The organism is Erythrobacter sp. THAF29, assembly GCF_009363635.1.
Lineage (GTDB): Bacteria > Pseudomonadota > Alphaproteobacteria > Sphingomonadales > Sphingomonadaceae > Erythrobacter.
Map to the genome: position 1 here is coordinate 996204 of NZ_CP045392.1, position 27000 is coordinate 1023203.

23 protein-coding genes are annotated in these 27000 nt (G+C 63.7%); 9 read left to right on the plus strand and 14 right to left on the minus strand.

Annotated elements, in window-relative coordinates:
* The first annotated feature begins 35 nt into the window (after positions 1 to 35).
* On the plus strand, positions 36 to 971 hold the full coding sequence (locus tag FIU90_RS04925; protein WP_152433765.1) for a DMT family transporter: 936 nt from the start codon (positions 36 to 38) through the stop codon (positions 969 to 971).
* Here FIU90_RS04925 and FIU90_RS04930 read toward each other — a convergent pair.
* From FIU90_RS04930 to nadA, 3 genes are read right to left on the minus strand one after another with little or no spacing between them, the layout of a single operon-like run.
* Positions 968 to 2293, minus strand: a complete 1326-nt coding sequence (locus tag FIU90_RS04930) for a DUF2254 domain-containing protein (protein ID WP_152433766.1) — start codon at positions 2291 to 2293, stop codon at positions 968 to 970. The genes FIU90_RS04925 and FIU90_RS04930 overlap by 4 nt on opposite strands.
* 27 nt (positions 2294 to 2320) lie before the next feature.
* A complete protein-coding gene (locus tag FIU90_RS04935) occupies positions 2321 to 2587 on the minus strand; it encodes a hypothetical protein (protein ID WP_152433767.1) in 267 nt (88 codons plus the stop codon).
* Positions 2587 to 3615, minus strand: coding sequence for a quinolinate synthase NadA (gene nadA, locus FIU90_RS04940; protein ID WP_152433768.1), 1029 nt, complete (start codon positions 3613 to 3615; stop codon positions 2587 to 2589). The genes FIU90_RS04935 and nadA overlap by 1 nt, the downstream gene beginning before the upstream one ends.
* A gap of 99 nt (positions 3616 to 3714) precedes the next feature.
* Between nadA and FIU90_RS04945 the strand changes: the two genes are divergently transcribed.
* Complete coding sequence (locus FIU90_RS04945; protein ID WP_152433769.1) at positions 3715 to 5334, plus strand: class I adenylate-forming enzyme family protein; 1620 nt, start codon at positions 3715 to 3717, stop codon at positions 5332 to 5334.
* Here FIU90_RS04945 and FIU90_RS04950 read toward each other — a convergent pair.
* Positions 5331 to 6098, minus strand: a complete 768-nt coding sequence (locus FIU90_RS04950; protein ID WP_152433770.1) for a hypothetical protein — start codon at positions 6096 to 6098, stop codon at positions 5331 to 5333. The genes FIU90_RS04945 and FIU90_RS04950 overlap by 4 nt on opposite strands.
* A gap of 74 nt (positions 6099 to 6172) precedes the next feature.
* A complete protein-coding gene (locus FIU90_RS04955; protein WP_152433771.1) occupies positions 6173 to 7063 on the minus strand; it encodes an MBL fold metallo-hydrolase in 891 nt (296 codons plus the stop codon).
* 55 nt (positions 7064 to 7118) lie between these two features.
* On the opposite strand from FIU90_RS04955, the gene glpK reads away from it, so the two are divergent.
* The gene (gene glpK, locus FIU90_RS04960; protein ID WP_152433772.1) at positions 7119 to 8588 is read left to right on the plus strand and encodes a glycerol kinase GlpK; all 1470 of its coding nucleotides are present in this window, start codon (positions 7119 to 7121) and stop codon (positions 8586 to 8588) included.
* Between the two features lie 10 nt (positions 8589 to 8598).
* Here the strand turns inward: glpK and FIU90_RS04965 are convergent, their stop codons facing one another.
* Positions 8599 to 9057 (minus strand): DUF1465 family protein, encoded by a 459-nt coding sequence (locus FIU90_RS04965; protein WP_152433773.1) that lies wholly within the window; start codon positions 9055 to 9057, stop codon positions 8599 to 8601.
* Positions 9058 to 9217: 160 nt separating this feature from the next.
* A complete protein-coding gene (locus FIU90_RS04970) occupies positions 9218 to 9415 on the minus strand; it encodes a YdcH family protein (RefSeq protein ID WP_152433774.1) in 198 nt (65 codons plus the stop codon).
* Positions 9416 to 9607: 192 nt separating this feature from the next.
* On the opposite strand from FIU90_RS04970, the gene FIU90_RS04975 reads away from it, so the two are divergent.
* From FIU90_RS04975 to tilS, 5 genes are all read left to right on the plus strand, one after another.
* A complete protein-coding gene (locus FIU90_RS04975; RefSeq protein ID WP_152433775.1) occupies positions 9608 to 9763 on the plus strand; it encodes a YdcH family protein in 156 nt (51 codons plus the stop codon).
* Positions 9764 to 9944: 181 nt separating this feature from the next.
* Positions 9945 to 12215 carry a phosphoenolpyruvate--protein phosphotransferase gene (gene ptsP / locus FIU90_RS04980; protein WP_152433776.1) on the plus strand — a complete coding sequence of 757 codons (2271 nt, stop codon included), beginning with the start codon at positions 9945 to 9947 and terminating at the stop codon, positions 12213 to 12215.
* Between the two features lie 131 nt (positions 12216 to 12346).
* The gene (locus FIU90_RS04985) at positions 12347 to 13225 is read left to right on the plus strand and encodes a helix-turn-helix domain-containing protein (protein WP_234029635.1); all 879 of its coding nucleotides are present in this window, start codon (positions 12347 to 12349) and stop codon (positions 13223 to 13225) included.
* 176 nt (positions 13226 to 13401) lie between these two features.
* Positions 13402 to 14379, plus strand: a complete 978-nt coding sequence (locus FIU90_RS04990) for a tol-pal system YbgF family protein (RefSeq protein WP_152433777.1) — start codon at positions 13402 to 13404, stop codon at positions 14377 to 14379.
* A gap of 57 nt (positions 14380 to 14436) precedes the next feature.
* Positions 14437 to 15417, plus strand: a complete 981-nt coding sequence (gene tilS / locus FIU90_RS04995) for a tRNA lysidine(34) synthetase TilS (protein WP_234029636.1) — start codon at positions 14437 to 14439, stop codon at positions 15415 to 15417.
* Here tilS and FIU90_RS05000 read toward each other — a convergent pair whose 3' ends face one another.
* From FIU90_RS05000 to zwf, 5 genes are all read right to left on the minus strand, one after another.
* Positions 15418 to 16200 carry a L,D-transpeptidase family protein gene (locus tag FIU90_RS05000; protein ID WP_234029637.1) on the minus strand — a complete coding sequence of 261 codons (783 nt, stop codon included), beginning with the start codon at positions 16198 to 16200 and terminating at the stop codon, positions 15418 to 15420.
* Between the two features lie 114 nt (positions 16201 to 16314).
* Positions 16315 to 19098 carry a phosphoenolpyruvate carboxylase gene (locus tag FIU90_RS05005; protein WP_152433779.1) on the minus strand — a complete coding sequence of 928 codons (2784 nt, stop codon included), beginning with the start codon at positions 19096 to 19098 and terminating at the stop codon, positions 16315 to 16317.
* The gene (locus FIU90_RS05010) at positions 19095 to 20090 is read right to left on the minus strand and encodes a glucokinase (RefSeq protein ID WP_152433780.1); all 996 of its coding nucleotides are present in this window, start codon (positions 20088 to 20090) and stop codon (positions 19095 to 19097) included. The genes FIU90_RS05005 and FIU90_RS05010 overlap by 4 nt, the downstream gene beginning before the upstream one ends.
* A 3-nt stretch (positions 20091 to 20093) precedes the next feature.
* Positions 20094 to 21902, minus strand: a complete 1809-nt coding sequence (gene edd / locus FIU90_RS05015; protein ID WP_152433781.1) for a phosphogluconate dehydratase — start codon at positions 21900 to 21902, stop codon at positions 20094 to 20096.
* Positions 21895 to 23358, minus strand: a complete 1464-nt coding sequence (gene zwf / locus FIU90_RS05020) for a glucose-6-phosphate dehydrogenase (protein ID WP_152433782.1) — start codon at positions 23356 to 23358, stop codon at positions 21895 to 21897. Before zwf ends, edd begins: the two co-directional genes overlap by 8 nt.
* Positions 23359 to 23491: 133 nt before the next feature.
* Here zwf and FIU90_RS05025 point away from each other — a divergent pair, with 133 nt between their 5' ends.
* Positions 23492 to 24532, plus strand: a complete 1041-nt coding sequence (locus FIU90_RS05025; RefSeq protein ID WP_172970182.1) for a LacI family DNA-binding transcriptional regulator — start codon at positions 23492 to 23494, stop codon at positions 24530 to 24532.
* Here FIU90_RS05025 and FIU90_RS05030 read toward each other — a convergent pair.
* Both FIU90_RS05030 and rimO read right to left on the minus strand, forming a co-directional pair.
* Positions 24529 to 25326: a transglutaminase family protein gene (locus tag FIU90_RS05030; RefSeq protein WP_152433783.1), complete on the minus strand. Its 798-nt coding sequence runs from the start codon at positions 25324 to 25326 to the stop codon at positions 24529 to 24531. The two genes, FIU90_RS05025 and FIU90_RS05030, sit on opposite strands and share 4 nt — an antisense overlap.
* Before the next feature lie 222 nt (positions 25327 to 25548).
* A complete protein-coding gene (gene rimO, locus FIU90_RS05035) occupies positions 25549 to 26928 on the minus strand; it encodes a 30S ribosomal protein S12 methylthiotransferase RimO (RefSeq protein WP_152433784.1) in 1380 nt (459 codons plus the stop codon).
* Positions 26929 to 27000: the final 72 nt, after the last annotated feature.

The window sequence follows — 27000 nt, forward strand, 5'->3', positions numbered from 1 at the left end:
TGTTCACTTGGGGCCTCACGCGGTAGGGCGCAACCATGGAAAAAGAGGGGGCGGAAAAAGCAAAACTTTTCGACCTGCGCGCGGCATTGCTTCTCGCGGCGCTGCTGGGCGGCAATGTCGCGCTCGCCATGGGTCCGTGGTTCGTGCGGATGGCCGATACCGGCCCGGTCTCCGCCGCATTCTGGCGGCTATTCCTCGCGCTGCCTTTCCTCATCGTATTCGCCCGCATGGCGGGTCAGAAAATGGGCGGAATGCCGAGAAAGACGTTGGTGCTGGTCGCGGTCGGTGCGACGGCCTTCGCAATGGACCTTGCCAGCTGGCATGTCGGGATCGGCCTGACCCGGCTGGGCAATGCCACTCTGTTCGGCAATGCCGGTTCGATCATCCTGCTGTTCTGGGGGTTCATCGTCGCGCGGATGCTGCCGCGCGGGCTCGAATGGGTTGCGATCGTCTTTGCCCTGACGGGGGCGGGCATATTGCTGGGGCGCAGCCTCGAAATCTCAACCCAGACATTCATCGGCGACCTGTTCTGCCTGACTGCGGGCGTCCTTTACGCGGTTTACCTGCTCACCCTGCAGAGCGAGCGCCAGAGGGAAGGGGCGCAGTTCGGTTCGTGGAGCCTGCTCGTGTGGGTGAGCATATTCGCTTGCCCGGTGCTGCTGGCCATCGCGCTTGCTCTGGGCGAACCGGTCTGGCCGACCGACTGGACGCCGATCCTGATCCTGTTCGTTACCAGCCAGCTGATCGGGCAGGGCCTGCTGGTCTTCTCTCTCGGCCATTTTCCCCCGCTCGTGATCGGGCTTGCGCTGCTGACCCAGCCTGCGGTAGCCGCGGTGATCGGTTACAGCGTTTTCGGCGAAGTGCTCACCCCGCTCGATATCGCCGGGATGGTGCTGCTGGGCAGCGCGCTGGTGGTGGCAAGAGCAAGCCAGCGTAAGGCAGGGCCGGGGATCGCGGCGAAACGGGGCTAGCCCATCTCCACAAATGCACGGTGGAAAGTTTCGTATCGCTCGCGCACCCGCTCGATATCGGGACCGGTCAGTTTGGCCTCGGCCTGTTCGAGAAGCAGGCGTCCTTCCTCGCGCAGCAGGTTGCGGCGGGTTTCGTGAGGCATGGTCCGCGCCGCATTGGCGAGCACTTCCAGCATGACACGCGCCGTATTGGGGCTGGCAGCTACCGCGCTTCGGATCGAGCCGAACCCGCGCCCGACATAGTGCTCGAAACTGTCGGCAAGCGGAATGACGGGGCAGTTCTCTGCATCCTCGCCGCAAATGTCTTTCCTGAGATCGCGGTTTCCGATCTCGGCTATCGCGGCGCCCAGCCAGTGAAGCGCGGTGATGGCGGTGAAGGGATCGTTGATCCCTGGCGAGAGCGCGCGCAGGCCGATTTCGACCAGTTCGTCGATCAGGAATTGGGGATCCTGTTCGGGTGTGCGCACAGATCCGAGCGTGAAATCCTCGCGAATGCTATCTTCCAGGTTATTCGCATCGGCATCCTTGACGTCCATCAAGGGCAACCCGCGATGGACGAAATCGCCTGTCCGCACGCGAAGCGAAAATGTCCCGCTGCAATCGCGCGCCTTCTTCTCGAGATCCTCGAAATCGATCATCTGGACATAGCCGGTTGCCCACGCGGTGATCGTCTCGCCGCCTTCGCCCTCGCGTGCATCGGCGAAGGAATCCTCGACCGGATAGGTTTCGCGCACGACGTTGAGAAGTCGCCTTCCGATACTTTCGAGCACCTTGTTGATGCGGATCGAGGAGGGGACATGGTTAAGGAAAAACACCAGCACACCCACGCAGGCCGCCATCAGGATATAGGCGACCAGCAGCGATAGCTGCGGCGCGAAGCCGGGTAAGGCATCGCCTCCGGCCTGGGCGGCATTGGCGGGAGCCTCCCCTTCGGCGCGGACTGCGCGCAGCACGATCAGCGCGTAGACGAAGGTGCCGATAAAGGTCGCAAGGCTGACCTGATTGCCCTTGTCCTCGAGGAAATTGGTGAGCAGGCGCGGTCCGTAATTGCCGCTCGCATAGGTCACAGCAACGAGCGTGATCGAAAAAACGGTCGAGGCGACCCCGATCATCGCGCCTGCCATGACGGTCAGGATATCGGATGCGCCACCCGGCCGCACGGGCACGAGCCATTCGGCCTCGTTCAGCGCCTCGGCAAAGCCGTTGCGATCGAGATAGACCATCCCAAAGGCGAGCAACGCCGTAAGGATCGCAAAGAGCGCGGGGTAGAACCAGTAATTGGCGTTAAGGCGCGCCCAGAAGAAGCGGATTTCGGCTGTCATGGGGGGATAACGCGCGAGACCCCGGCTTTATCCTGATCTTTCGAACACGGCGAAGACGCCGCTGGAAACCTCGTTGACTGCGATTGCGTGCCTTCTGCCGCCAAAATCGCCCTCATAGACGAAGAATTCGCGCTTGTCGCCATAGAGCGGGTCGCGCAAAATCACCTTACCCGCAGGCTGTTTGCAAACTTCCCAGTAATTGCACGGCCAATGCGGTTGCGCTTCGCCTTGATCGGGTGTGCCCGAAAAACGCCAGCCCTTGAGGCGATTGAAGATCGCCGCTGCGACTCGCATCAATCCCCGCTCGGCACTTCGTCTTCGGGAATGTCCTCGATATCGATCTTGCCGACATCGCCCTTGCCGACGGTATCGCTCGCCATTTCCAGCATACGGTCGAGGCTGCGCTTGGCCTTGATCCGAAGCTCCTCGTCGATCTCGATGCGCGGTTCGAGGTCGCGCAGCGCGACGTAGAGCTTTTCCATCGTATTCAGTGCCATGTAGGGGCAGATGTTGCAGTTGCAGTTCCCGTCCGCACCCGGCGCACCGATGAATGTCTTGTTTGGCAGCGCCTTTTCCATCTGGTGCATGATGTGCGGCTCGGTCGCGACGATCAGCGTGTCGCCTTCGAATTCCTTGGCGAATTTCAGGATCGAGCTGGTCGAGCCGACATGGTCTGCGTGGTCGATGATCGCGGGCGGGCATTCCGGGTGCGCGGCAACCGGCGCATCGGGATATTCCTCCTTGAGCTTGAGCAGCTCGGTTTCGCTGAACGCCTCGTGGACGATGCACACCCCCGGCCACAGCAGCATTTCGCGGTCGAACTTGCGCGACAGGTAGCCGCCAAGGTGCCGGTCGGGCCCGAAAATGATCTTCTGGTCCTTCGGGATCTGCTGGAGGATCGTCTCCGCGCTCGACGAGGTGACGATGATGTCGGAGAGTGCCTTCACCTCGGTCGAACAGTTGATGTAGGTCAGCGCGATGTGATCGGGATGGGCTTCGCGGAAGGCCTTGAACTTTTCGGGCGGGCAGCTGTCTTCGAGGCTGCACCCGGCATCCATATCGGGCAGGACGACGATCTTTTCCGGCGAAAGGATCTTGGCGGTATCGGCCATGAACTTGACCCCGCAAAACGCGATCACGTCCGCATCGGTCTCCGCCGCCTGCTGCGAGAGTTGCAGCGAATCGCCGACGAAATCGGCAATGTCCTGGATATCGGGCGTCTGGTAATAATGCGCGAGGATGACAGCGTTGCGCTCCTTGCGGAGGCGGTCGATCTCGGCAAGCAGATCCTCGCCGCTCGGAATCTTGGTTTCGATGCTCATGGAGCCGTTCCCTCGCACAATTTTCCTGCGTTTTACATAGGAATCGACGCGCCGATTTGCGAGCGAAGTGTGTTAGGGTCGCCCCGGAGGGGATTGCCGATGTACGAACTCGATCTGACTGAAGCCTATTGTCCGGCCCAGGCCGATACCGAATATCGCGAACGCACGGTCGAGGACGTGCTGCGCGAGCAGGCAGTAGTGCGGCCCGATGCCAAGGCCTTGCGCGAACTTCTGGCGGACGGCTCGATCGGGCGCGAATGGACCTATGCCGAGCTTCTGGCGCATGCCGAACGCTGCGGGCGGGCGCTCGCCGCGCGGCATCCGGCGGGCACGCGGATCGCGATCATGGGCGGCAATTGCCCCGAATGGGTGCTCGTCCAGCTGGGCGCGGGGCTTGCCGGATTGACGCTGGTGACGGTGAACCCGTCCTTCACCCCGCGCGAGGTGCGCTATGTGCTCGAACAATCGGGATCGGGCGCGGTCTATTACCAGCCCAATGTGCGTGGCAGCGCGCTGCGACCTGTGGTGGACGAGGCGGCGGCCGGCCTTCAGGCAGCCGACTTCATCATCGACATCACCGACCCGCATGAGCTGTTCGCGGGCGAGGGCGATGGCGAGCTGCGGCCGACAAAGCCCGGCGACGTGGTGATGATCCAGTACACGTCCGGCACCACCGGGTTTCCCAAAGGCGTGCTGCTCCACCAGCACGGGCTCATCCAGAGCAATCACGACGTGTTCGTGCGCTGGCAGCTCGCGCCGGGGAAGCAGGTCTGCTGCCCGTTCCCGCTGTTCCACACCGCGGGCAGCGCGGTCTGCGTGCTCGGCACTTTCTCGCATGGGGCGACGCTGCTGCTGGTCTCGGTGTTCGATCCGGTCGCGGTGGCAAAGGCGATCGAGCGGGAAAAGCCGGAAGTCCTCGGCGGCGTGTCTACCATGATCTTCGCGATCATCGAGGCGGCCAAGGCGACCGGAACCGATGTTTCGAGCGTCGAGACGGTGGTGAGCGGCGGGGCGATGGTGCCGCCCGCATTGAACGCCGCCGCGCAGGAGGTGTTCGGCGTGCCGATCCTGATCGTCTACGGCCAGACCGAAACCTCGCCCGCGATCACCGCCGCATGGCCGAGCGATTCAGGCGAGGAACTGATCGAGACCATCGGCCAGCCTTGCAGCCACATGGAAGTCTCGATCCGCAATCCGCAGACGGGCGAGGTATGCGCCATCGACGAGCAGGGCGAGATCTGCATGCGCGGCTACAACCAGATGGTCGGTTACAACGACAATCCGCAGGCGACCGCCGAGACGATCGATGCCGAAGGCTGGCTCCACACCGGCGATCTCGGCAGCATGAGCGCGCGCGGATATGTGAAGATCACCGGCCGGGTGAAGGAAATGATCATTCGCGGAGGCGAAAACCTGTTCCCCGCCGAAATCGAGGCGGCGCTGCTCGAACATCCCGCGATCGCCGAGGTCGCCGTTGCCGGTGTGCCGGACGAGAAATGGGGCGAAATCGTCGCCGCCTTCATGCGGGTCGCGGACGGGCCGCAGCGGCCCTCGAACGACGAGCTCAAGGCGTTCCTGCGCGAGCGGCTTTCCCCGCAAAAGACCCCGGCGCACTGGGTATGGGTCACGGAATTTCCGCTGACGGGATCGGGCAAGATCCAGAAATTCGCGCTGTCGGAAAACTTCGTACGCGGGGATTACGCCGCGCAAATGGCCTAGAATCCCGGCGGTATGAACGGGCCGGCAGGGCGCTCGCCGCCCGGCGTGCCAGCCACCCACTCCGCCACCCAGCCTTGCACGAAGGCGGTGTTGCCCAGCACTTCGCCGATCAGCAGAGCGGCGACCGGCACCAGGATCGTCCACCACCACGCCCGGTGCACCTCGCCGTGCATCCTCTTGTCCGCGATCATGCCGATCAACGGGAAGACCAGCGCTGCGCCGAAGACGACGTAGAAGGTGTAGGGAATGGTGAGCGGCAGCGGCAGCAGGCGGGCAAGCCCCGGCGCTCCGACGGTCGCCATTGCGCCGAACATCAGCCGCCGGTGCCAGTCTGTCTCGCGCCGCCGCTTGAGCGCCCACCCTGCAAGCACTGCGAAGGCTGTGATGTGGAAGAGGTTGACCGCGAGGAACTCTGCCTGCGCGAAGAAGGGCGGTCCTCCTGTGATGCGCAAGGTCATGAAGGTGATCGTGATCGCCAGCACGACCATGACCGGGATCAGCACCGCCGCGCTCTTTCCGAGCTTCCTGTGCGTCGCTGTATTCCCGCGCCAGATCAGCGAGTTCTGCGCGACGTAGAGCGCGGTCCACGCGATGAAGACGCCGGCGTGGATGTGGTAGATCGCGGGTAGCGAAAAGCTCGAAATTCCCATCGCCGCCATCAGCGCGAAACCGCCGATCGTGGTCGCCGCCATCAGGCAGGCCATTATGAAGAAAAAGCGCGCCTCGGTATGCGTAACACTTGCGTGCGGTGCAGCAGTAGCCATCGGCTTGATCTCCCCCTAAAAGATTCAAGCGACCCCGATAACTTCGGGAGACTAGGCGAGCCTCGCTTCGCGCGTCAATTCGTGCGCCAGACTTCCACACCGGCTTCGAGGCTGCGCCCTGCAAGCCCGCGCCTCTCAAGATCGATGAGGTGCGCTGTGACGCTCATCTCGGCAGCGGGGACCAGGCGCTTGTCCAGCCCCTTGTACATATCCGGGATGAATTCGGAGACTGCGCGCGGCGCTTCGTCCATGAGCCGCAAAATCTGGTTTTCGCGCTGGCGGCGGTGACCGATCATACCGCGCACCAATTGCCTGGGATTCGTGATCGCGGCTCCATGGGCCGAGTGATAAACCACATCGTCGCGCGCCTGCAGCTTTTCCAGGCTCGACATGTAGTCGCCCATGTCCCCATCGGGCGGAATCACCACGCTGGTGGACCATCCCATCACGTGATCGCCGGTAAACAATGCTCCGCTTTCCTCAAGGGCGAAGCAGAGGTGGTTCGAGGTGTGTCCGGGCGTTGCGACCGCCGTGAGCGTCCACCCGGTCCCGCGCATCTGCTCCCCGTCCTCGAGCACCCTGTCAGGCGCGTAGGTCGTGTCGAACGCCTCGTCGGAGCGCGGCAGGTCGGTCTTGATGGCGAGCGGCGCGCAGCCGACCACGGGGGCACCGGTCCGCTCGGCGAGCGGCGCTGCGGCGGGCGAATGGTCTCGGTGGGTGTGGGTGCACATGATTGCCAGCACCTTCGCATCGCCCACAGCCGCCATGATCGCCTCGATATGGTCGGCCTCGTTCGGTCCCGGATCGATCACCGCGCAATCCGGGCCGTCTGCCTGCCCAACGACGTAAGTCTGCGTACCGGTATAGGTGTAGGGCGAGGGGTTAGGCGCGAGCACCCGCTTTACCAGCGGCTCAACCTGCTCGGCCTCACCCGTCGGCCATGGTTTGGGAGGAATGCCTGCCATCCTCTTGCATATGGAGATGAGTTTTGCAGAAGTCACGCATGAGAAGGGGATCTGCATGAGCGATTACATTTTGGTTCTCGACGAAGGGACCACCTCAACCCGCGCGATGCTGTTCGCTGCCGATGGCGAATATGTAGCGAGCGCGCAGCAGGAATTGACGCAGCATTACCCCAAGAGCGGCTGGGTCGAACACGATGCGGAGGAGATCTGGATCAAGACGCTCGCCTGCGCGGTCGAGATCTTGCCCAAGGCAGGCGGTGCAGCGTGCATCGCCGCGATCGGCATCACCAACCAGCGCGAAACTGTTGTTGCCTGGGACAAATCAACCGGCGAGCCGCTGACCCGCGCGATCGTTTGGCAGGACCGGCGGACCGAACCGATCTGTTCCGAGCTTCGCGATGCAGGGCACGAGGCGGACGTGCAGAAGCGCACCGGCCTGCTGCTCGATCCGTATTTCTCGGGAACGAAGATGCGCTGGATGCTCGATAATGTGCCCGAAGTGCGCGCGGCGGCGGAAAAGGGCACGCTCGCTTTAGGCACGGTCGAAAGCTGGCTGACTTTCAAACTGACGGGCGGCGCGCATGTCTCGGATGCGAGCAATGCCAGCCGCACGCTGTTGCTCGAACTCGCGGGAAAGGGCTTTGACGAGGGGTTGTGCGACTTGTTCGGCGTGCCGCATGCCGCGCTTGGACAGGTGATCGACATGTCGGGCGACCTGGCCGTGACCGAAAAGGCGCTCTTCGGACGCGAAATCCCTGTCGCCGGAATGGCAGGCGACCAGCAATCGGCGACGATCGGGCAGGCCTGCCTTTCGCCCGGCCAGACCAAGGCGACCTATGGCACGGGCGCGTTCGTCCTTACCAACCAGGGGAGCGTAATCCCGAAATCGGAGAACCGGTTGCTCGGCACGGTGCTGTCGCAAATCGCCGGCGAGCGGACTTATGCCATCGAAGGCTCGGTCTTCGTGGCGGGCAGCCTCGTGCAGTGGCTGCGCGATTCGCTCGGTATCGTGGAAGTCGCCAGCCAAACCGAAGAGCTGGCGCGCTCGATCCCCGATAGCGGAGGGGTCACGATCGTGCCGGCGCTCGCGGGGCTGGGGGCACCCCATTGGCGGGCCGATGCGCGCGGGGTCATCACCGGCCTCAGTTTTGCAAGCGGTAAGGCCGAACTGGCCAGAGCCGCTCTCGAGGCAATGGCGCACCAGACCTACGATCTCGAACGGGCTTTCGCCGCAGACGGGACCGCATGGGAAACGCTGAGGATCGACGGCGGGATGGCGGCGAACAGCTGGATGGCGCAGGATCTGGCAGACATCCTCGACGTGCCGGTCGAACGGCCCGGTTTCGTCGAGACCACCGCGCTTGGTGCAGCAATGCTCGCGGCATCCGGGGTGGGCCTCTACCCCGATCTTGCAAGCGCCGCCGAGGCAATGCGTGGAGAGCTGACCCGGTTCACGCCCGGTATGGATCGGGCGGTGCGCGACGACCGGCTGGCGCGTTGGCGAAGGGCGCTGGAGGCGGCCTGAAAGGGCCCCCTCAGCCCTGGCCGAGCATCTGGTCGATCCGGCTGCGCAACGCGCGCGCTGGCGATCCCATGTCGAAGCCCTGCCGCCATGCTGCATCGAGCCGCGCGATGCGCTGGTGCAGCGCCTCGGTCTCTTCGATCAGCGCGACAGTTTCGGCCTCCAGCAATTCGAGCTGTTGCGGATCGGACGGTCGATCGGGCGGCAACGCACCGTGATTGCGAACCTGGTTTTCGCTAAGTTCGCCGGAGAAGAACGCGCGCTGGTTCAGCAGCCATGCAAGCAAGTGCATCATCCGCGTTGTGGTTTTGAGGCCCTCGGTCGAAAGCGCGAGCCGGACAGAGGTATCCTCATCGCTGCCGGGCCTTTTTGTGCCAAGCGCGAACACCGCCCGAACCTCGTCGGCGAGGATCAGCGCTTCGCCGTAAAGCGCCTCGATGATCGGGCGCGAGAGGTTGGTTGTGCGAGCCATGAAGACCCAAGCGCTACGCCTCGAACAGGCATCGCGCCATGCCCCTATGGTTATTTTCCCGTTAGAATTTGCGAACGTCCCCCAGCGGGACAGAATTGCCCGGCGGTTAGTGAGACGGGCCGCCCGTTACGTGCGATATTCTCGTTAAGGATCAACCGTTTCAGGCGATGATATCGGGCAGGAGAGTGTCCTCGATGATAGCGATCTGGTCCTTTAGCTTCAGCTTGCGTTTCTTAAGCCGTGCGATCTGGAGCTGGTCGGTCGACCCGGCTTCGGTCAGCGCTGCGATCGCCGCATCGAGATCGCGATGCTCGGTCTTCAGAAGTTCCAGTTTCTTGGTGAGCTCTTGCTCGTTCATTTTCGCGCCCTGTTCTTCTTGAGCCGCTCGCCCCGATGCGATTCACCGCGTCATAGTGCGGCCCCATCGTTTCACCCAAATGAAGGGCTTTGCAAGTTAACCCTGTTATGGTTTCATCGAAATCAGCGGCCCGGCCGCATGGTGCCGAGTCGTTCCCCCGGGGGCAGCCCCCCGATATATAGGAGAACCTGTATGGCATCGTCTCACGTCAACGCGCTCCAAACCAAACATGCCGGCCTCGAAGCCAAGCTTCGCGAAGAAATGGCCCGCCCCGCGCCTGATGCAGCGATGATCCAGCAGCTCAAGAAGCACAAACTGCGATTGAAGGAGGAAATCGCTCGCGCCTGACGCCGAAAGGCACAGGCGCTCAACGCGCATTTCCTCCTGTCTGTCGCGGTATTCAGACCTCGGTTCGGGGTGAGCCACCGCTCATCCCCGGCGCGGGCAGTCCGGCCGCATTCTGCGCAGCACTGCGGGCCGCACCGCTTCGCTTTGCTTTTGCGCGCCGGACTGCCTAAGCGAATAGAACATGTCAGCCGTAGCTTCCGCCAGACAGATTCTCACCCGCCTCCATGAGGTTATGGCCTCGCGCATGCATGCGCAGGGCAAGCTCGACCGCGTGGTCGAGATCGTGGGTGAGAGCCTCGCGAGCGAGGTCTGCTCGATCTATCTGCTGCGCGAAGGCATGCTCGAATTGTACGCTACGCGCGGTCTCAACCAGAGCGCAGTTCACGTGACGCGCATGGCAATCGGCGAGGGGCTAACGGGCACGATCGCGGCCAATGTCGAGACACTGAATCTCGCCGAGGCAAAGGCGCATCCTGATTTCCAGTATCGCCCGGAAACAGGTGAGGAAAAGTTCCACTCCTTCGCCGGCGTGCCGATTGTCTATCGCGAGCGCGCCATCGGCGTCCTGTGCGTCCAGCATGTCGAGCCGCGCCGCTACGAGGATGTCGAGATCGAAGCGCTTCAGACCACCGCGATGGTACTGTCCGAACTCATCGCCAATGCCGAACTGGTGGACGAGGAAGAAGCCCTGGGGCTGACCGATCGCGACACCGGGCCGCAGACGGTAAAGGGCCTCACACTGGTCAAGGGGCTCGCAATGGGCCAAGCGGTCTATCACCAGCCGCGGGTCCAGATCACGCAGGTCGTTGCGGAGGATATCGAGGCCGAGCGTCAACGCGTCTACCGCGCCTTTGACCGGATGCGCGAACAGATCGATGGCCTTGCGCAGCACGCCGAGTTCGGTGTCGGCGGCGAGCATGAGGAAGTCCTCCAGACCTACAAGATGTTCGCCTATGACGAGGGCTGGTCGCGGCGCATCAACGAAGCAATCGATTCAGGCCTTACCGCCGAGGCTGCGATCGAGCGCGTTCAGCAGCATACCAGGATGCGCATGCGCGAGATCGACGATCCGCTGCTTGCGGACCGCATGCACGATCTCGAAGACCTCGCGAACAGGCTCTTGCGCATTGTCTCCGGCCAACTGGGCACCGCTGCATCGCAAGGGCTGCGGCGAGACACGATCCTCATCGCGCGCAATCTCGGCCCCGCCGAACTGCTCGAATACGACCGGCGGCGCCTGAAAGGCGTGATCCTGGAAGAGGGCTCGCTCACCGCGCACGTCGTAATCGTCGCGCGGGCCATGGGTATTCCCGTGCTCGGCCGCGCAAACGGCATTCGCGGTATCGTTCGCGACGGTGATGAGGTGCTGCTCGATGCCACCGCAGCGACAGCAACGATCCGCCCCACCGCCTCAGTCGCGGAGGCGTTCGAGGCGCGATTTGCCAAATCGCGCGAGAAACAGGCTGCCTATGCCGAATTGCGCGATGTCGAGCCTTTTACGCGGTGCGGCACGCGTATCACGGTGATGATGAATGCGGGTCTGCGCGACGACATCAGCGCGCTCGCGATGACCGGCGCGGACGGGATCGGGCTGTTCCGCACCGAATTCCAGTTCCTCGTGTCGGCGACCCTGCCCGCTCGCGAGCGGCAGGCCAGGCTCTATCGCGACGTGCTGGAGGCGGCGGGCGACAAACCGGTGATCTTCCGCACGGTCGATATCGGCGGTGACAAGTCCGTGCCCTATCTTGCCTCCGAAATTGCGGACAATGACGAGAACCCGGCCATGGGCTGGCGTGCGCTTAGGCTTGCTCTCACCCGTGAAGGGCTGATGAAGGCGCAGGCCCGCGCGCTGCTCGAAGCGAGTGCGGGGCGCTCACTTTACGTCATGTTCCCGATGGTGTCCGAAGTGTGGGAGTTCGAGGCCGCGCGCGCCGTGTTCGAGGAGCAGCTGTCCTTCCTGCGGCGCAAGAAGAAGCTGCTGCCCGATGCGATCCACTACGGTGCGATGCTCGAAGTACCGGCGCTCGCGGAAATGCTCGACCTGCTGCTGCCGAAACTGAGCTTTCTCTCGGTCGGAACCAACGATCTCACCCAGTTCCTGTTCGCGGCCGATCGCGCGAATCCGGACCTGGCCCAGCGGTATGACTGGCTTTCGATCCCGATCATGCGCTTCTTGCGCCGTGTGGTGCAGTCGTGCGTCGGGTTCGACGTTGATCTCGGCGTATGCGGCGAAATGGGTGGACGGCGGCTCGAGGCGCTCGCGCTGCTCGGAATCGGGTTCCGGCGGCTTTCGATCACTCCGGCCGCCGTCGGCCCGATCAAGGAACTGGTCCGCAAGGTCGATCTCAAAGAGATAACCGAGGCAATGAATGGCTGGCTGCTCGACCCGTCGGTGAACCTGCGCAAAGAGCTTTCCGCCTGGGCGGAAGAGCGCGGGATCGAATTCGACTGAAACAGGCGGGATTGAGCCAGTCCGCCCGCGTTTCGCGGCGAGCGGTACGGCATTCGCTTGACTCATCCACCTTGAAAGTTTCTCTGTTCGTCAAAACAACGTATAAGCACCACGAGTACGTGGACCGGGTCATGGATAGCGAACAGGACTTCAGCACGGACGGGCTGGCGGAAATGCCGGCTGACGAATACCTCACGGCGGGGCAGCGCCTGCGCGCCGCGCGCGAAGAGCAGCGGCTCGATCTTGCGCATGTCGCCGCCGAAACCCGTATTCCGCAGAGGCATCTCGAAACAATTGAGGACGGCGCGTTCGAGGAATTGCCCTCGCGTACCTACGCGATCGGCTTTTCGCGCACCTATGCGCGCGCAGTTGGCCTCGATGAGAAGGAAATTGCCGATGCCGTGCGCGAAGAGCTGGCGGAGGGGCATGCGCGCCAGTCGGCGCTTGCGGGCGGGATGGAGCCCGGCGATCCGGCCAAGCTTCCTTCTTCCGGCCTTGCCTGGGCGGGAGCAGCTGCGGCGGTGATCCTCGCTGTCGGCGTTTTCGCGTTCTACAATACCTACTTCGCGTCGGGGACGGGTCCGGCCTCTCTCCTTGCCGAGCAAGAGGCTGAGGAAGCCGCTCAGGTCGCCGCCGCCGAAGCGAGTGATGCAGGCACCGAACCAGCTGCGGGAACGATCGACGCAAACGGGCAGGTCGTATTCACCGCACGCGAAAACCTCTGGGTCCGCTTCTACGATCGCTCCTACGAGCAGACAGGCGAGCCGTTGTTCGAAGGTGAGATGACGAGCGGCGATTCTTTCGAAGTGCCTGGCGATGCCGAAGGGCCGCTCATCAATACGGGCCGTCCCGATGCGCTGGCGATCACGATCGACGGGCAGGACGTGCCGATGTTGGCAGACGAGCCGGTGACGCTCGGCGATACGCCGATTTCTGCCGAAGCCCTACTCGCCCGGGCCCAGACGTCCGCATCGCTCGGTGCGGTCGAAAGCGAACCGCAGCTCAACTGAGCCTTTCCCACCGATTTAGTGGCAATCGCGCTCGACTTGCAGAGCGTCAATCGGCACAGATTCGGCTGGTGTTCATGCGCGCTTTGCAAGTGTGCGAAGCGGATTACAGACGATGCGATGGCGCTCGGGGACCGACCCCGCATGCGCCGGAATACGCACAGGGAGCCTGACGAACCATGACGACCCTTCCCCGCCCCAAGACTCTCATGCGAGCCGCCGCGGGCCTCGCGCTCGCCGCGACGGTCGCGACCTCGCCAGTGCCGACCATGGCACAGGACGATGTTTCCGAAGCGCGCCTGCGCAAGATCGAGGCCGAAATCCGCGCGCTGCAGCGCAACGTCTTTCCGGGCGGCGATGGGCGGTATTTCGAACCGCAGATTTCCTCCGGCGGAACCGCGCAGCCGACCACCAGTGCGCAGCCTTCCACCACTGCCGTGACCGATATTCTCGCCCGGCTCGATGCAATGGAAGCCCAGATCCAGCGCCTTACTGCCATGAGCGAGGAAAACGCCAACGCAGTCTCGCAGATACAGAGCCGGCTCGCGCTACTCGAAGCCTCGCCCGGCGCGGGAGCGGGCCTTGCCGACACCGTCGAAACGCCCGAGCCCTCCGTGACCGACAGCAATCTTTCGGCAATGAGCGGTGGTGCATCGAGCGCGCCGGCATCGACCGAAACCTCGCAGCCCGCCGGGCCGGAGGCGACCGGGCCGAGCGCCGCGCGCCTCGCCGCCGTCCAGGAAATCACCAAGCCGCAGACCGGCGATGCGGCGGACGATGAATACTCCTATGGATTCCGACTTTGGAACGCGGGCTTTTACCCAGAGGCGCGCCAGCAATTGTCGAAATTCGTCGAACAATATCCCAATCACTGGCGGGCGACATGGGGCCGCAACCTGCTGGGCCGCGCGTTCCTAGACGATGGCATGCCCGAAGAGGCGGCGCGCTGGTTTCTGCGCAATTACCAGGCCGATCGCACGGCGCCGCGTGCGCCCGACAGCCTGCTGTTCCTCGCCGAGGCGATGATCGCAATGGGAGACACCCGCCGTGCCTGTATCGCTCTCGCCGAGTTTGGCGAGACCTATCCTGCGGTCGCGAGCGGACGACTGGCCGACCAGTACCAGGCGAACCTCCGCAAGATCACCTGCGAGGCCTAGGCTGCAGGCCGAAAGGGGGCACTGATTGATACGAGGATCGATCCCGAACTGATCGCGTTGTTTCGCGAGAATCTCGCGCGCTTCGGTTTCGCCGAGGCGCGGCTTGGTATCGCTGTGTCGGGTGGTCCCGACAGCCTCGCTCTGCTTCTCCTGGCCCATGCGGCCTGCGGGCCTCAGCGCATCGCGGCGGCGACGGTCGATCACGGCCTGCGCGTGGAAAGTGCGGACGAAGCGGCATTCGTCGCCGACCTGTGCGGCGAGCTCGGTGTCGAGCACGCGACGCTCAGGGTCCAGGTCGAGGAAGGTAACGTCCAGGCGAATGCTCGCGCGGCGCGATACCTCGCGCTCGGCCAATGGCATGACGAGGCGCGGGTGAGCGCGGTGATGACTGCGCACCATGCCGACGATCAGGCCGAAACGCTGCTGATGCGGCTCAATCGCGGCAGCGGAGTGCCGGGCCTCGCAGGTATTCGCTCGACCGCCGAGATTCCGGGCTGGGGCGGAACTTTGTTCCGACCGCTACTGCGCTGGCGCAAGCGCGAGCTGGAGGACATCGTCGCTGCCGCGGGGATCAACCCGGTGCTCGACCCCTCCAACGTCGACGAGCAATTCGACCGCGCGCGAGTGCGGCAATTCCTCGAAGGGCAGGACTGGATCGACCCTGCCGCGCTCGCAGCGAGTGCCGAGCACCTGGAAGACGCGTGGCGCGCGATCGAATGGTTCGCGGCAGAGGATTGGGAAACGCATGTCGTTCCCGATTCCAACGAGCAGGGGCGCGGCTTTCGCTACTATGCCAATGTGCCGCGCGCGATCGCGATCGAAACGATTGGGCGGATCGTGACCGAACTGGGCGGGACTGCCACGCGCTCGGATGCGGCGCGCGCCTTCGACCGGCTATGGCAGGGCGAAAACGCCTCGATCGCAGGCGTGCTGATCGTGCCGGGAACCGAAAGGATCGCTCCGACCGAGAACGAGCTAGCGGGAGTAACGATGCGGGTGTGGCGCTTCAGTCCCGAACCGCCGCGCAGAAACCAGTGATCAACTCGTGATCTTGTCGCCGAGGCCGATCATCTGGCCTCGCGTGATGATCACCCGGTCGCCCCGCTTCGCGATGGCAAAGAGCTTTTCCGCAAAGGGATCCGGCACGCCGATGCAGCCGTGGCTCGCATAGCCGTTCATCACCGGCGAACCATGGATCGCAATCCCGTCCCACGTCAGGCGCAGCGTCCATGGCATGGGCGCGTTGTCGTACTTCTCGGAAACATTGTCCTTTTCCTTGGTCAGGATCGGGAAGCTGCCGAGCGGGGTGGGGTGCTTCTGCGTACCGAGCAGCGCGACCGCCGTGCCGATTTCGTGGCCGTCGCGGAACACGCTGATGACGCGCGCGTCGAGATCGACGGTCATTACCAGCTTGCCGGTTTTGGGTGCTCGGCTTTCGTCCCAGTACCACTCGCCATAGCGGATCGTGCCCTCGATCGGCAGGATGCTCTTGACGACGAATGGATCGCTCTTGTCGATCGCGGGCTGGACCACCGGCTCGGAAATCGTGCGCGCGGCCGGGGCGCCCGGCGCAGTGTCTTCGCCCGGAAGGGGCGGAAGGTCAGCATAGGGCTGAGATTGGCTCGGATCGACCACGGGCGAAGGCTCGCCTGTCGTCGGATCGATAGCGCGGATCACGTCATCGGTCTGATAGGCGATTTGCGGCGCATTCATCGCTCCATCGCCCAGCGGGTCCTGCCCACTGGCATAGGTGGCGCTGCCGACCAGGGCCGAAAGGCCGATGGCGACAACAAAACGAGCGTGTTCCAGTACATTGATCATGCGCGACAATATGCCCTGATTCGCGGTTAACTGCCAGCAGCTAACAGCCCGGCGTCTCGCGAAGGGACGAGGGGAGGGGCTAAATGTTAACGCAAAGATGCGTTATCGCGCAGCCTAACCATGCGCACCGAACTGGTTCGCGATGCTGATCGACAGGCGCAGCATCAGCGCGTAAGCGCGTTCGATCGGGTCGATGTAGTCGCGGCCGATCTGGGCGTAGCCCTCGCTCGTTGCGTCCGGATAATCGGCTGGTGCGTCCATCGCGAAATCGCTCGTTTCGGGAAAATGCGTCGGGAAGGCGCGGCGCATTTGCGCCAGCGCGTCTTCGATCCGCAGGGAGAAGACCATCTCGAGCACGTCTTCGCGGCTGATGTCGTTGGCGCGGCTGAAGACAGGCACGCTCACGGCCTTCAGGAAAATGTGCTGCATCAGCGCCAGCCGCACCGATTGCGCGGCGCCTATCATGCGGCGGGTGTTTTCGCGCGTGGTGTCGCGGCTTTCGGCGGGAAGCAGGTCGAGCAGGCGGTAGAATTTGAGGGCATCGACACGCAGACGCGATGCAAGGCGGCGATAGACGCCGGTGCGATCGTCCTTGGTCAGATATTCCGCAAGCGTTTCACACGCGGACGACAGGTGCGGTTCGGTTCCGCGATAGGGGCGGCTTGCCCAGTAGGCAGAATTGTACAGCTCGCCATGCGCTGCGACGGTCTTGATGCTTGCCAGAGCGTTCGAGGCGCGCGCAAGGCTCATCAGCTGCCGTCCGCGTTTGCTGGCTTCGATCAGGCCTGCAAGCTCTTCGTAATTGCCGTCAGCCGCGCTGCCGATGCCCGAGATGACGTTCACCGGATAGCCCAGTTGCTGGAGGATCGCGTTGTGCGGGATCGCGCGGATCTGGCGCAGGTTCATGTCGCGATCGGCAGAAATGTCGGACTGGCGGCGCGAAACGCGGCTGCCGGTCGAATTGAGCAGGCCGAGGCCGAAGGCCGTGACAGCCCGCGAATAGGTCGACGAGCGCAGGTGCCTCCGCTGGTGCGCGCGGATCGCGCGGTAAAAGTCGAGGCTGAGATCGGTGCGCGCGTAGAACGGGTCGTCGCACACTTCCGAACGTTCGGGGCTTTCGACCACGATCCGCGTAAGGGTCGCGAGCGCGAGTTCGGGCCCGGCGAAGAACAGGTAGCCATCGCCGCCCTGAAAGCTCACCTCGGGTTCCAGCGTGATCCCGTTGCGTTCAAAGCGGCTGCGCGCCCATTCGCTCATCGGCCAGGTGAGGCGATCGTGAAAACCTGCCGGATGCGCGCCGCGCCCCATGCTCTCGCCGTGGGTGTTGAAGATCAGCGCGGCGACGTCGGTGAGGCCGTTCTTCGCCATTGCCTGCGCAAAACGGCCCTGCAGGCGCTCGATCGCGAGGCTCGCGGGGATCTGCCCGACGAAGCGGCCCGCATCGGAAAAACCGGTCTGTATGCAGGCGCGCCCCCGCACGCGGACGTAATCGCGATATTGCTCTTCCGCGCACAGGGCATCGAGGAAGCGTCCACCATGCTCCAATGCGCTTTCAGTTTCGAACAGCGGCGACACGTCGGTCTTCGCTTCGGTTCCGAATGCACGCGCGAAATAGAGAGCTGCAAGGATGGTCGAAGGCTGTTCGCATTCGGCGATCAGCATCCGGATCGGCGTGTCCCCGTCGATATGTTCGAGGATCTGGGCCATCGCCAGGAACTGCCGGATCGCGGTCGAGCTTTCGATTGCAAGGCTCGCGAAATTGGTGCGCATCGGCTTGGTGTCCGCGAGCATCCGGCGAAGCGTCGCCATAGCGCCCTTGCTTGCGAGGTCGAGATTGGGCGCGTCGTGCAGGTGGCTGCGGATCGCGTTGTGCAGCTGCTTGGCGTTCACGCGGAAATGGACGTGGCCCATGCCAAGCCCGTCGGCGCGCATGCAAGAAGCGAGGGTCTTGAGCGCAATGGCCTTCGCCTCGTCACCGTCGCGCGCTTCGTTCTCGAGCTGTTCGATGATTTCGGTCAGCGATGTCAGTTTGTCGGGATGATCGTAGGTCAGGCGGTTCGCGGCCTGCGAGAGCGCCTCTGGCTCGGTCAGGTCCTCGCCAAAATCCTCGGCACTGCGCGCCGCATGATCGGCCCCGAGGCGCAGTTTTTCGATCAGTCCATGCTTCTCGTCGATCGCTGCGAGGTCATCGGCGAACCGGCGCAGACGCTCGGCTTTTTCCGACAGGCGGAAGCGGATCGAAGTGTACCATTTGATATCGGTCCGGCCGTCCATGTCGTATCCGACCCATGTTGCGAAACGGAACGGAACGGGAGCGAGGTCCAGCCACTTGTCGGGCCATTTCTTCGCTGCGTGTTCGAGTACCCGCCGCACGATAGCCGCGCGGGCATCCTGCGCATTGGCGAGCGCCTTCATCGCCTCGGCATGTTCGTAGTCGAGTGTGATTGCGGGCCGCTGGGCGTCGGTTACGACTGCGCGGCTAATCCGGGTGCCCTTGCTCGCAGCCTCGGCCACCGCATCGGTCTGGCCAGGAGTCATCAGGAAAGTCGGGTGCGCAGTGAAGACGCTATGCAGGCAGGGGCTTTGCCACTGCGCTGCAAAGGTATCGAAATCATCCTGCTGCCCAAGGACTGTGGCGAGCGCTTTCCCGTTCGCATCCTCCCCGACAGGCGCAACGAGCCGGTTGAGCCTTGCGGCGCGCGCTTCGAGCCCTGCGACTTCAAGTTCCTCGACCAGCGCTTCCAAGGCGTCGAGATCGGTCGATCCGGCTTCCAGTGCGCGCGAAAGATCGAGCCCGAGCTGAAAGACCGGGTTGAACAGCGGCGTCTCGCGCGTGCGGGCATGCAGTTCCTGCAAACGTGCGCTGAGATCGGCAGTGGTCTTGAGCGGCAGGGTCATGCACTGGCCTTTCCGAGGTGCCTCTGGGCGTAAGCCGCGGCTGCGCCGAGCAGCCCGGGCTGGGGATGGGTGATAAGCTTGACCGGCAGCGTCGCCATCAATCCTGCGAACCGCCCCTTGGCGGTGAAACGCGAGGCGAAACCGGAGCCGACAATTGTTTCGCGGATACGATAGCCGAGGCCGCCGGCGATCACGACGCCCTTCGCACCCTGGATCAACGCGATGTCGCCCGCGACCGAGCCCAAAGCCAGGCAGAAGCGGTCGACCGCCGCCGCAGCGAGGCTGTCGGAGCCGTCCTGCCCAGCGGTCCAGATCTCGACATCGTCCAGTTCCTTGACCGCGCGGCCCTCCATCGCGGCGAGCGTGTGGTAAATTTCGACGATGGCGGGACCGGAAACGACCCGTTCGTCGGAAACGCGGGTATGGCTCTTGCGAAGGCGCGCTAGGATTGCGTCTTCGATCGCATCGACGGGTGCGAAATCGCCGTGCCCGCCCTCGGTCGCCTGAACGCGGTAGGAGCCGTCGCCGCGGCGGTAGAAATAGGCGACTCCCAGCCCGGTTCCCGGGCCGAGCACGCTGATGGTGCCGTGTTCGGGCAGGTCGTTTTCGGGTCCTGCGAGGTGGACAAATTCATCGGCAGGAGCCCGCGCGGCGGCATGGGCCACAGCTTCGAAATCGTTGACGATCACGTGCGAAGTGCAACCCAGCTTGCTGCCGATCAGGGGCGGGCGGATGATCCACGGATTGTTGGTAAAGCGGATGATCTCGTCATTCACCGGCCCTGCGACAGCCATTGCAAGGGCATCGGGCAGACTGCCGCCCATGCGGTCGCGGTAATCCTCCCACGCGGTCTGGAAACTGGCGTGATCATCGGTGTGAAGTGTGATGGGGTCGCCGAGCGTGATGTGTCCATCGTCCGCTATCGTGGCAATGGCGAAGCGGGCATGGGTGCCGCCGATATCGACCGATACGATCTGGGTGCTGTCCGCCATCGTTTAGAGTCCCGCGCTTGCCAGCATCGCCGACGCGCCTTTCTCGGCGCTGTCGGCGTGCATCTGGAGCATGCGGTACATCTCGCGTCCGACGCCCCATTCGCTTTGCGGGTCGGGAGCCGGGGAGCGGCTGGCGAGATCGGCAGTGGTCGAAAGCTCGCCGGTCTCGGCGCAGACCTTTATGACATCGCCGTCCTGCAGCAGCGAAAGCGGGCCTCCGCCCAATGCTTCCGGCGTGCAATGGATCGCGGCGGGCACCTTGCCGCTCGCGCCCGACATGCGCCCGTCGGTGACGAGCGCGACCTTGTGCCCGCGATCCTGCAACACCGCGAGCGAGGGCGTGAGAGAATGCAGTTCGGGCATCCCGTTGGCGCGCGGACCCTGGAAGCGGACGACGACGACCACGTCGCGGTCGAGTTCGCCTGCCTTGAACGCGGTGACGACGTCCTTTTGGTTTTCGAACACGCGGCACGGCGCCTCGACTGTCCAGCGCTCTTTGGCCACGGCGGAGGACTTGAAGCACGCGCGCCCGAGATTGCCCTGGACCAGACGCATTCCGCCATCGGGCTGGAACGGGTCGGAGGCTGGGCGCAGCATGGTATCGTCGCGGGTGTGGGTGACCGGCGACCAGTCGAGGTTGTCGCCATCGCCCAGCACCGGCTCGGCGGTGTAGGCCTCCATGCCCGTCTCCCAGACGGTGAGGATATCGCCGTGGGCTAGGCCTTCATCGAGCAGCGTGCGGGTGACGTAGGACATGCCACCTGCTTCGTGGAAATGGTTCACGTCGCCAGAGCCGTTGGGATAGACGCGCGCGAGCAGCGGCACGACGCTCGAAAGCTCGGCCACGTCGCTCCAGTCGATGATGACGCCGGCGGCACGGGCCATCGCCGGGATATGGATCGCGTGATTGGTCGATCCGCCGGTTGCGAGAAGGCCGATCACCGCGTTGACGATCGCCTTTTCGTCGACGACCTGCGCGAGCGTGCGCGTCGTAGTGCCCGCGAGTTCGGCAACCCGGTGAACCGCCGCGCGGTCGAGAGCTTGCCTGAGCTTCGTGCCCGGCTGGACGAAAGCGCTGCCCGGAATGTGCAGCCCCATCATCTCCATCATCATCTGGTTGGAGTTCGCGGTGCCGTAAAATGTGCAGGTGCCGGGTGAATGGTAGGAGCCGAGCTCGCTTTCGAGCAGTTCGTCGCGCCCGATCTCACCGGCTGCGTATTTCTGGCGGGTTTCCTGCTTCTGCTTGTTCGAAATGCCGCTCGGCATCGGGCCGGAGGGGACGAACACGGCGGGCAGGTGGCCAAACCTGAGCGCGCCCATCAACAGGCCCGGCACGATCTTGTCGCAGATACCGAGCGCGGCGATTCCGTCATACATCTGGTGGCTGAGCGCAACACCGGTCGAAAGCGCGATCACGTCGCGGCTGAAGAGCGAGAGTTCCATCCCGTCTTCGCCCTGCGTCACGCCGTCGCACATGGCAGGCGTGCCGCCGGCAACCTGCGCGGTCGCGCCGACTTCGCGGGCGTAAACCTTGAGCCGGTCGGGATAGCGGCCATAGGGCTGATGCGCGGAGAGCATGTCGTTATAGGCGGTGACGATCCCGATATTCGGGCCGCGGCGGTTCTTCATCGCCTCCTGATCCTCGAGCGCACCTGCAAAGGCGTGGGCGAGGTTCGAACAGGCGATGTCCTTGTGCTCGGGCTTGCGGTCGGCTTCGCGGCGCATGAGCTCGAGATAGGACCCGCGCGAGCCTTGCGAATTGCCGATGATCCGCTGGGTGACGCGGTGGATCACATCGTTGAGTTTACTCATGCCAGCTTACTCCGTCGCGTTCGGCCAGCGCGATCGCTGCGCTCGGCCCCCAGGTTCCGGCGGCATAAGGCTTGGGCTTGATGTCGTTCGCCTCCCAAACCTCGCGGATCGCATCGACCCATTGCCACTGCGCCTCGACCTCGTCGCGGCGGACGAACAGCGTCTGGTCGCCGTGGATAAGGTCGAGCAGCAGGCGCTCATAGGCGATCCGGCGGTGCTGGCCGACAAAGGCATCGGGCATGGTAATCTCCAGCGGGACCTGACGCAGACGGATTCCGTCATTCCCGAGGCCCGGCACCTTCGCCATCAGGGTGAGCGTTATGTTTTCTTCGGGCTGGATCCCAATGACGAGGCTGTTGGGCTGCATGGTTGCGCCCATCTGCTCGAAGATCGAGTGCGGCACGCAGCGGAACTTGACGATGATTTCTGTCACACGCTCGGGCAGTCGCTTGCCGGTGCGCAGGTAGAACGGCACGCCCTTCCAGCGCCAGTTGTCGACATGCGCCTTGATCGCGGCGAAGGTCTCCGTGTCGGATTCCCTGCCGAGTTCCTCGTCGTAGCCAGGCACCGCCTCGCCATTGACTGCGCCCTTGCGGTATTGTCCGGTCACCGTCTCGTCTGCGGAAACCTTGCGCAGAGCGCGCAGCACCTTGACCTTCTCATCGCGCACGGCAGTAGCGTCGAAACTGGTCGGCGGCTCCATCGCGACCAGCGCGAGCAGCTGAAGCATGTGGTTCTGTACCATGTCGCGCAATGCGCCTGCATCGTCGTAGAACGCGACACGCCCTTCGAGTCCGACAGTCTCGGCTACGGTGATCTGCACATGGTCGATGTAATTGCAGTTCCAGATCGGCTCGAACAGGATGTTGGCGAAGCGCAGCGCGAGAAGGTTCTGCACCGTCTCCTTGCCAAGATAATGATCGATCCGGAAAATCCGGTCCTCGCTAAAGGCTTCGGCCACCGCATCGTTGATCGCGCAGCTTGATTCGAGATCGGTGCCGAGGGGTTTTTCAAGGCCGATGCGCACGTGATCGCCGGTCAGCCCGGCATGCTGCAATCCGGCGATGGTCGGCCCGAAAAGACTGGGCGCTGTCGAAAGGAAAATGGCAAGGCCGCCGTCGCCATCTTCGCTCGTCGATGGACCGACTTTCTCGGCCAGCGCATCGAAGCCATCCAGCGTGGTCGCGTCGAGCGCCTGATAGTGCAGGCGATTGAGGAAATGGGCCATGCCGCCGCGCCGTTCGGCCGGCAGGAAATGCTCCAGCGCCTCGCGCGCCATGTTGCGAAACTCGGCATCGTCGATCTCGCTGCGCGCGGTCCCGATGATGCGCAGGTTTTCCGGCAGCAAGCCGTCGGCGTCTAGCGCACACAGGCTGGGGAGCAGCATGCGGCGGGAAAGGTCCCCGGTAGCGCCGAACAGGAGCAGGCGGTCGGCGGAAATTGCCGGTGCGGCCATCAAGTCTATCCCCTTACATTGCGGGCCAAAAGGCACATGTCCCGCAGTTTGCCACAGTTCTAGCGCGATGGCGCATTGTCGGCCATAGGGCTGCATAGCTATTCAAGCCTGCCCGGGAAGAGAGGCCGGAGAGATGGAAGAGACGACCAAGCCGCAAGCCGCAAAGCCGGTGCGGGTCACAAGTTTCGACGTGGCGGAGCGTGCTGGCGTGAGCCAGTCGACCGTGAGCCGCGCGCTTTCCGGTTCCTCGGTCATCAGCGAGGCGACCCGCGAAAAAGTGCTCAGCGCGGCGCAGGAGCTGGGATACTTCGTCGACGAGCGGGCGGCGCGGCTGCGGCGTGGGCACACCGGCACGCTCGCAACGGTGGTGATCTGCAAGCCGGGTGGCGGCGCGCGCGACGTCAATCCGTTTTCCTACGCCTTGCTTGGCGGAATCTGCGCCGCAGCCTCAGAGCGCGGGCTCGAAGTGCTCGTCTCGTTGCAATCGGATGAGGACAAGCTGTTCGGCCATTATGTCGAGCGCGGGCAGGCCGAGGGGATGATCGTGATCGGCACGACCGCCAATCGCGAGGCGTGGGACTATTTCCGCAAGGTGGGCGAAACCACGCAGCCGGTCGCTTATTGGGGCTCCCCACTGGGCGATCTCGACTGGGTGTCCTCGGACAACGAAGCGGGTGCGAGAGCCGCAGCGGAGCATCTCGTCGAGCGCGGGTGCAAGAACCTTGTCGTGGTCGGCTCGCGCACCAGCGCACAGCGCCAGTTTGCAGAGCGCGTCGATGCATTCATCGCGCGCGCGCAGGAGCTTGGCGCGACCGCGAGCCTCGCGATGATCGAGCCGGGTGGAGCGCGGCGAGAGCAGGGCCGCATGGCGACCGAGGCGCTGCTCGCGAGCGGCGATCCATGCGACGGCATCTTTGCGGTCTGCGATGCGCTGGCCTTCGGTGTGATGGAGGCGGTCCAGTCTTCGGGCCGCTCTATTCCCGGTGACATCAAGCTCGTCGGTTTCGATGGCATTCCGGCAAGTGAGCTCACCACTCCGCCGCTCACGACTATCGAACCCGATCTCGACACCGCGGGACGGTTGCTGGTCGAGGCTGTCGCCGGTGGAGGCGAGGCTGAGGATCGCGGTGTCCGCCGTGTTCCCGTGAGGCTGCGCGTGCGTGGCAGCGCCTAGGCTTCCGACACCCCGACATTCGAGCTGATGAAGCGATTGGGGCCGAAGCTTGTGAGGAAGCTCACATCGGCGGCGTCGCGGCCCACTCCGATCTTCACGGTCTTGACCGGATCGGCCATGCCGGTCGCATCGACGATCTGCCACGTTCCGCCATCCTCATGCTCGGGATCCGCGAGAAAGACTTCGGCGACTGCGTGGAAATCGGGCGGGTCCACACCGGGCGCGTAGCAGGCAACATAGCGCGCGGGGATTGTCGAGGCACGCGCAAGGGTCACCAGCAGATGCGCGTAATCGCGGCAGATTCCCTGGCGCCCGATGAAGGTGTCGGAGGCATCGGTGTGAGGGCCACTCGCTCCCGGCACGTAAGAAAGGTGATGGGCGATCCATGCACGTATCGCCTCGACGCGCGCGCCGCCGGTCGTCCCCCCAAACTCACTTTGGACGAAGCTCTGGAAACGGTCGGCAGGGCAAAAGCGGGAATCGAGCAGATACTGGACAGCTTCGCCCGGCAGCAGGTGCGGTTCGAGCGCGGGGACAGTGGGCAAGTCGACCGTTTGCCGGTTAACGTCGACCAGTGCTGTGTATTCGATATCGAAGCGGCCTTCGCCGCGCAGCCAGATGCGCTCGCCTATCCCGTCCTGCGCAGCAACGCGCGCCTGATGCATGGTCTTGCCGATTCTCGTATCTGCAGAAAGTATCGACTGCTCGGGCAGCGGTGCCGCCTCGAATTGCAAGAGCACGTCGGTCGGCTGGTCAAGCTCGAATGCGAAAGAGGCGTCGATGCGGATCGGCATATGCAAGACTAACGCGAAGGGCGGGGTTCGTTCCCCCGGCGACCTCACATTTTCCTACATCGCGGCGCGGCTCTAGGGGAACCGCATGTACATCGAGGCGGGCGTTAATCGTCCATAAGGTGAAAACGAGTTGGAGAAGTGTCAACTTCGTTTTTTGCTCTTAAAATTTTGAAAAAACAGGAGAAATCGCCATTTGGGCGGGCTGACAGGATGTCAACTTCGTCAGTTTCGCTCCATCACTCCGAACAGGTCGTGCGCATCTGCATCCTCGATCGTGACATCGACGATGTCTCCGGCCTCAAGCGAATCGGGGACATTGCGAAGGTGGACGGCACCATCGATCTCCGGGGCATCGGCCTGTGAGCGCCCGGTCGCACCGATATCTCCGTCTTCGTCGGGCTCGCCAACCTCGTCGATGATGACGGGGAGCGTTTTTCCGACTTTGGCGGTGAGCTTGGCGGCGGAGATCCGCTCGGTGACTTCCATGAGGCGGGCGTATCGCTCTTCCTTGACCTCTTCGGGAACGGGGTTTGGAAGATCGTTCGCCGCAGCGCCTTCTACGGGTTCGAAGCGGAAGGCACCGACGCGGTCCAATTGCGCTTCCTCGAGCCAGTCGAGGAGGTATTTGAAATCGTCCTCGGTCTCGCCGGGAAAGCCGACGACGAAGGAAGACCGCACCGCGATGTCGGGGCAGACCTCGCGCCAGCCCTTGAGGCGCTCCAATACCTTGGCCTCGTTGGCGGGACGCTTCATCGCCTTGAGCACCGAAGGCGCGGCGTGCTGGAACGGGATGTCGAGATAGGGGGTGAGTAGCCCCTCGGCCATCAGCGGGATGACCTTGTCGACGTGCGGATAGGGGTAGACGTAGTGCAGGCGTACCCACGGAGCGCTGCCGCCCTCGGTTCGCAACTGGCCGAGTTCGCGGGCAAGGTCGGTCATGTGCGCGCGAACCTCGCGTCCTTTCCAGGGCTTGGCTTCGTGGCGCGTATCGACCCCGTAGGCCGAGGTGTCCTGACTGATGACGAGCAATTCCCTGGTGCCGGCCGCAACGAGTTTTTCCGCCTCGCGCAGCACCGCGTCGATCCGGCGGCTCGCCAGCTTTCCGCGCAATTGCGGGATGATGCAGAAGGAACAGGAGTGATTGCAGCCTTCGGAAATCTTGAGATAGCTGTAGTGGCGCGGGGTCAGCTTGATGTCCGGCTGCGGGATCAGGTCGACAAACGGCCCTTGCGAGGGCGGCGCGTGCTCGTGCACCGCTTCAACCACTTGCTCGTACTGATGCGCGCCGGTCACCGCGAGCACTTGCGGATGCGCGGCACGGATCGCGTCGGCCTCTTCGCCCATGCACCCGGTCACGATCACGCGGCCATTCTCGCTGATCGCCTCCCCGATTGCGGCAAGGCTTTCTTCCTTGGCGCTGTCGAGGAAGCCGCATGTATTGACCAGCACGACATCGGCACCGGCGTAATCGGGGCTCATCGCATAGCCATCGGCGCGCAGACGGGTGAGGATGCGTTCGGAATCGACCAGCGCCTTCGGACAGCCGAGCGAAACCATGCCGACGCGCTTTTGGTCGGGGAGGGAAGTGGTCGGGGTATTCATTGCGGGCGCGCCCCTACACCTTCACAAACGAATACGCTAGCTTTGTGGCGGGTCGCTAAGAAAACAGGGGGA

Coding starts and splice junctions, on each gene's coding strand:
- FIU90_RS04925 (WP_152433765.1), top strand. CDS start 36: ATGGAAAAAGAGGGGGCGGAAAAAGCAAAACTTTTCGACCTGCGCGCG.
- FIU90_RS04930 (WP_152433766.1), bottom strand. CDS start 2,293: ATGACAGCCGAAATCCGCTTCTTCTGGGCGCGCCTTAACGCCAATTAC.
- FIU90_RS04935 (WP_152433767.1), bottom strand. CDS start 2,587: ATGCGAGTCGCAGCGGCGATCTTCAATCGCCTCAAGGGCTGGCGTTTT.
- nadA (WP_152433768.1), bottom strand. CDS start 3,615: ATGAGCATCGAAACCAAGATTCCGAGCGGCGAGGATCTGCTTGCCGAG.
- FIU90_RS04945 (WP_152433769.1), top strand. CDS start 3,715: ATGTACGAACTCGATCTGACTGAAGCCTATTGTCCGGCCCAGGCCGAT.
- FIU90_RS04950 (WP_152433770.1), bottom strand. CDS start 6,098: ATGGCTACTGCTGCACCGCACGCAAGTGTTACGCATACCGAGGCGCGC.
- FIU90_RS04955 (WP_152433771.1), bottom strand. CDS start 7,063: ATGGCAGGCATTCCTCCCAAACCATGGCCGACGGGTGAGGCCGAGCAG.
- glpK (WP_152433772.1), top strand. CDS start 7,119: ATGAGCGATTACATTTTGGTTCTCGACGAAGGGACCACCTCAACCCGC.
- FIU90_RS04965 (WP_152433773.1), bottom strand. CDS start 9,057: ATGGCTCGCACAACCAACCTCTCGCGCCCGATCATCGAGGCGCTTTAC.
- FIU90_RS04970 (WP_152433774.1), bottom strand. CDS start 9,415: ATGAACGAGCAAGAGCTCACCAAGAAACTGGAACTTCTGAAGACCGAG.
- FIU90_RS04975 (WP_152433775.1), top strand. CDS start 9,608: ATGGCATCGTCTCACGTCAACGCGCTCCAAACCAAACATGCCGGCCTC.
- ptsP (WP_152433776.1), top strand. CDS start 9,945: ATGTCAGCCGTAGCTTCCGCCAGACAGATTCTCACCCGCCTCCATGAG.
- FIU90_RS04985 (WP_234029635.1), top strand. CDS start 12,347: ATGGATAGCGAACAGGACTTCAGCACGGACGGGCTGGCGGAAATGCCG.
- FIU90_RS04990 (WP_152433777.1), top strand. CDS start 13,402: ATGACGACCCTTCCCCGCCCCAAGACTCTCATGCGAGCCGCCGCGGGC.
- FIU90_RS05000 (WP_234029637.1), bottom strand. CDS start 16,200: ATGATCAATGTACTGGAACACGCTCGTTTTGTTGTCGCCATCGGCCTT.
- FIU90_RS05005 (WP_152433779.1), bottom strand. CDS start 19,098: ATGACCCTGCCGCTCAAGACCACTGCCGATCTCAGCGCACGTTTGCAG.
- FIU90_RS05010 (WP_152433780.1), bottom strand. CDS start 20,090: ATGGCGGACAGCACCCAGATCGTATCGGTCGATATCGGCGGCACCCAT.
- edd (WP_152433781.1), bottom strand. CDS start 21,902: ATGAGTAAACTCAACGATGTGATCCACCGCGTCACCCAGCGGATCATC.
- zwf (WP_152433782.1), bottom strand. CDS start 23,358: ATGGCCGCACCGGCAATTTCCGCCGACCGCCTGCTCCTGTTCGGCGCT.
- FIU90_RS05025 (WP_172970182.1), top strand. CDS start 23,492: ATGGAAGAGACGACCAAGCCGCAAGCCGCAAAGCCGGTGCGGGTCACA.
- FIU90_RS05030 (WP_152433783.1), bottom strand. CDS start 25,326: ATGCCGATCCGCATCGACGCCTCTTTCGCATTCGAGCTTGACCAGCCG.
- rimO (WP_152433784.1), bottom strand. CDS start 26,928: ATGAATACCCCGACCACTTCCCTCCCCGACCAAAAGCGCGTCGGCATG.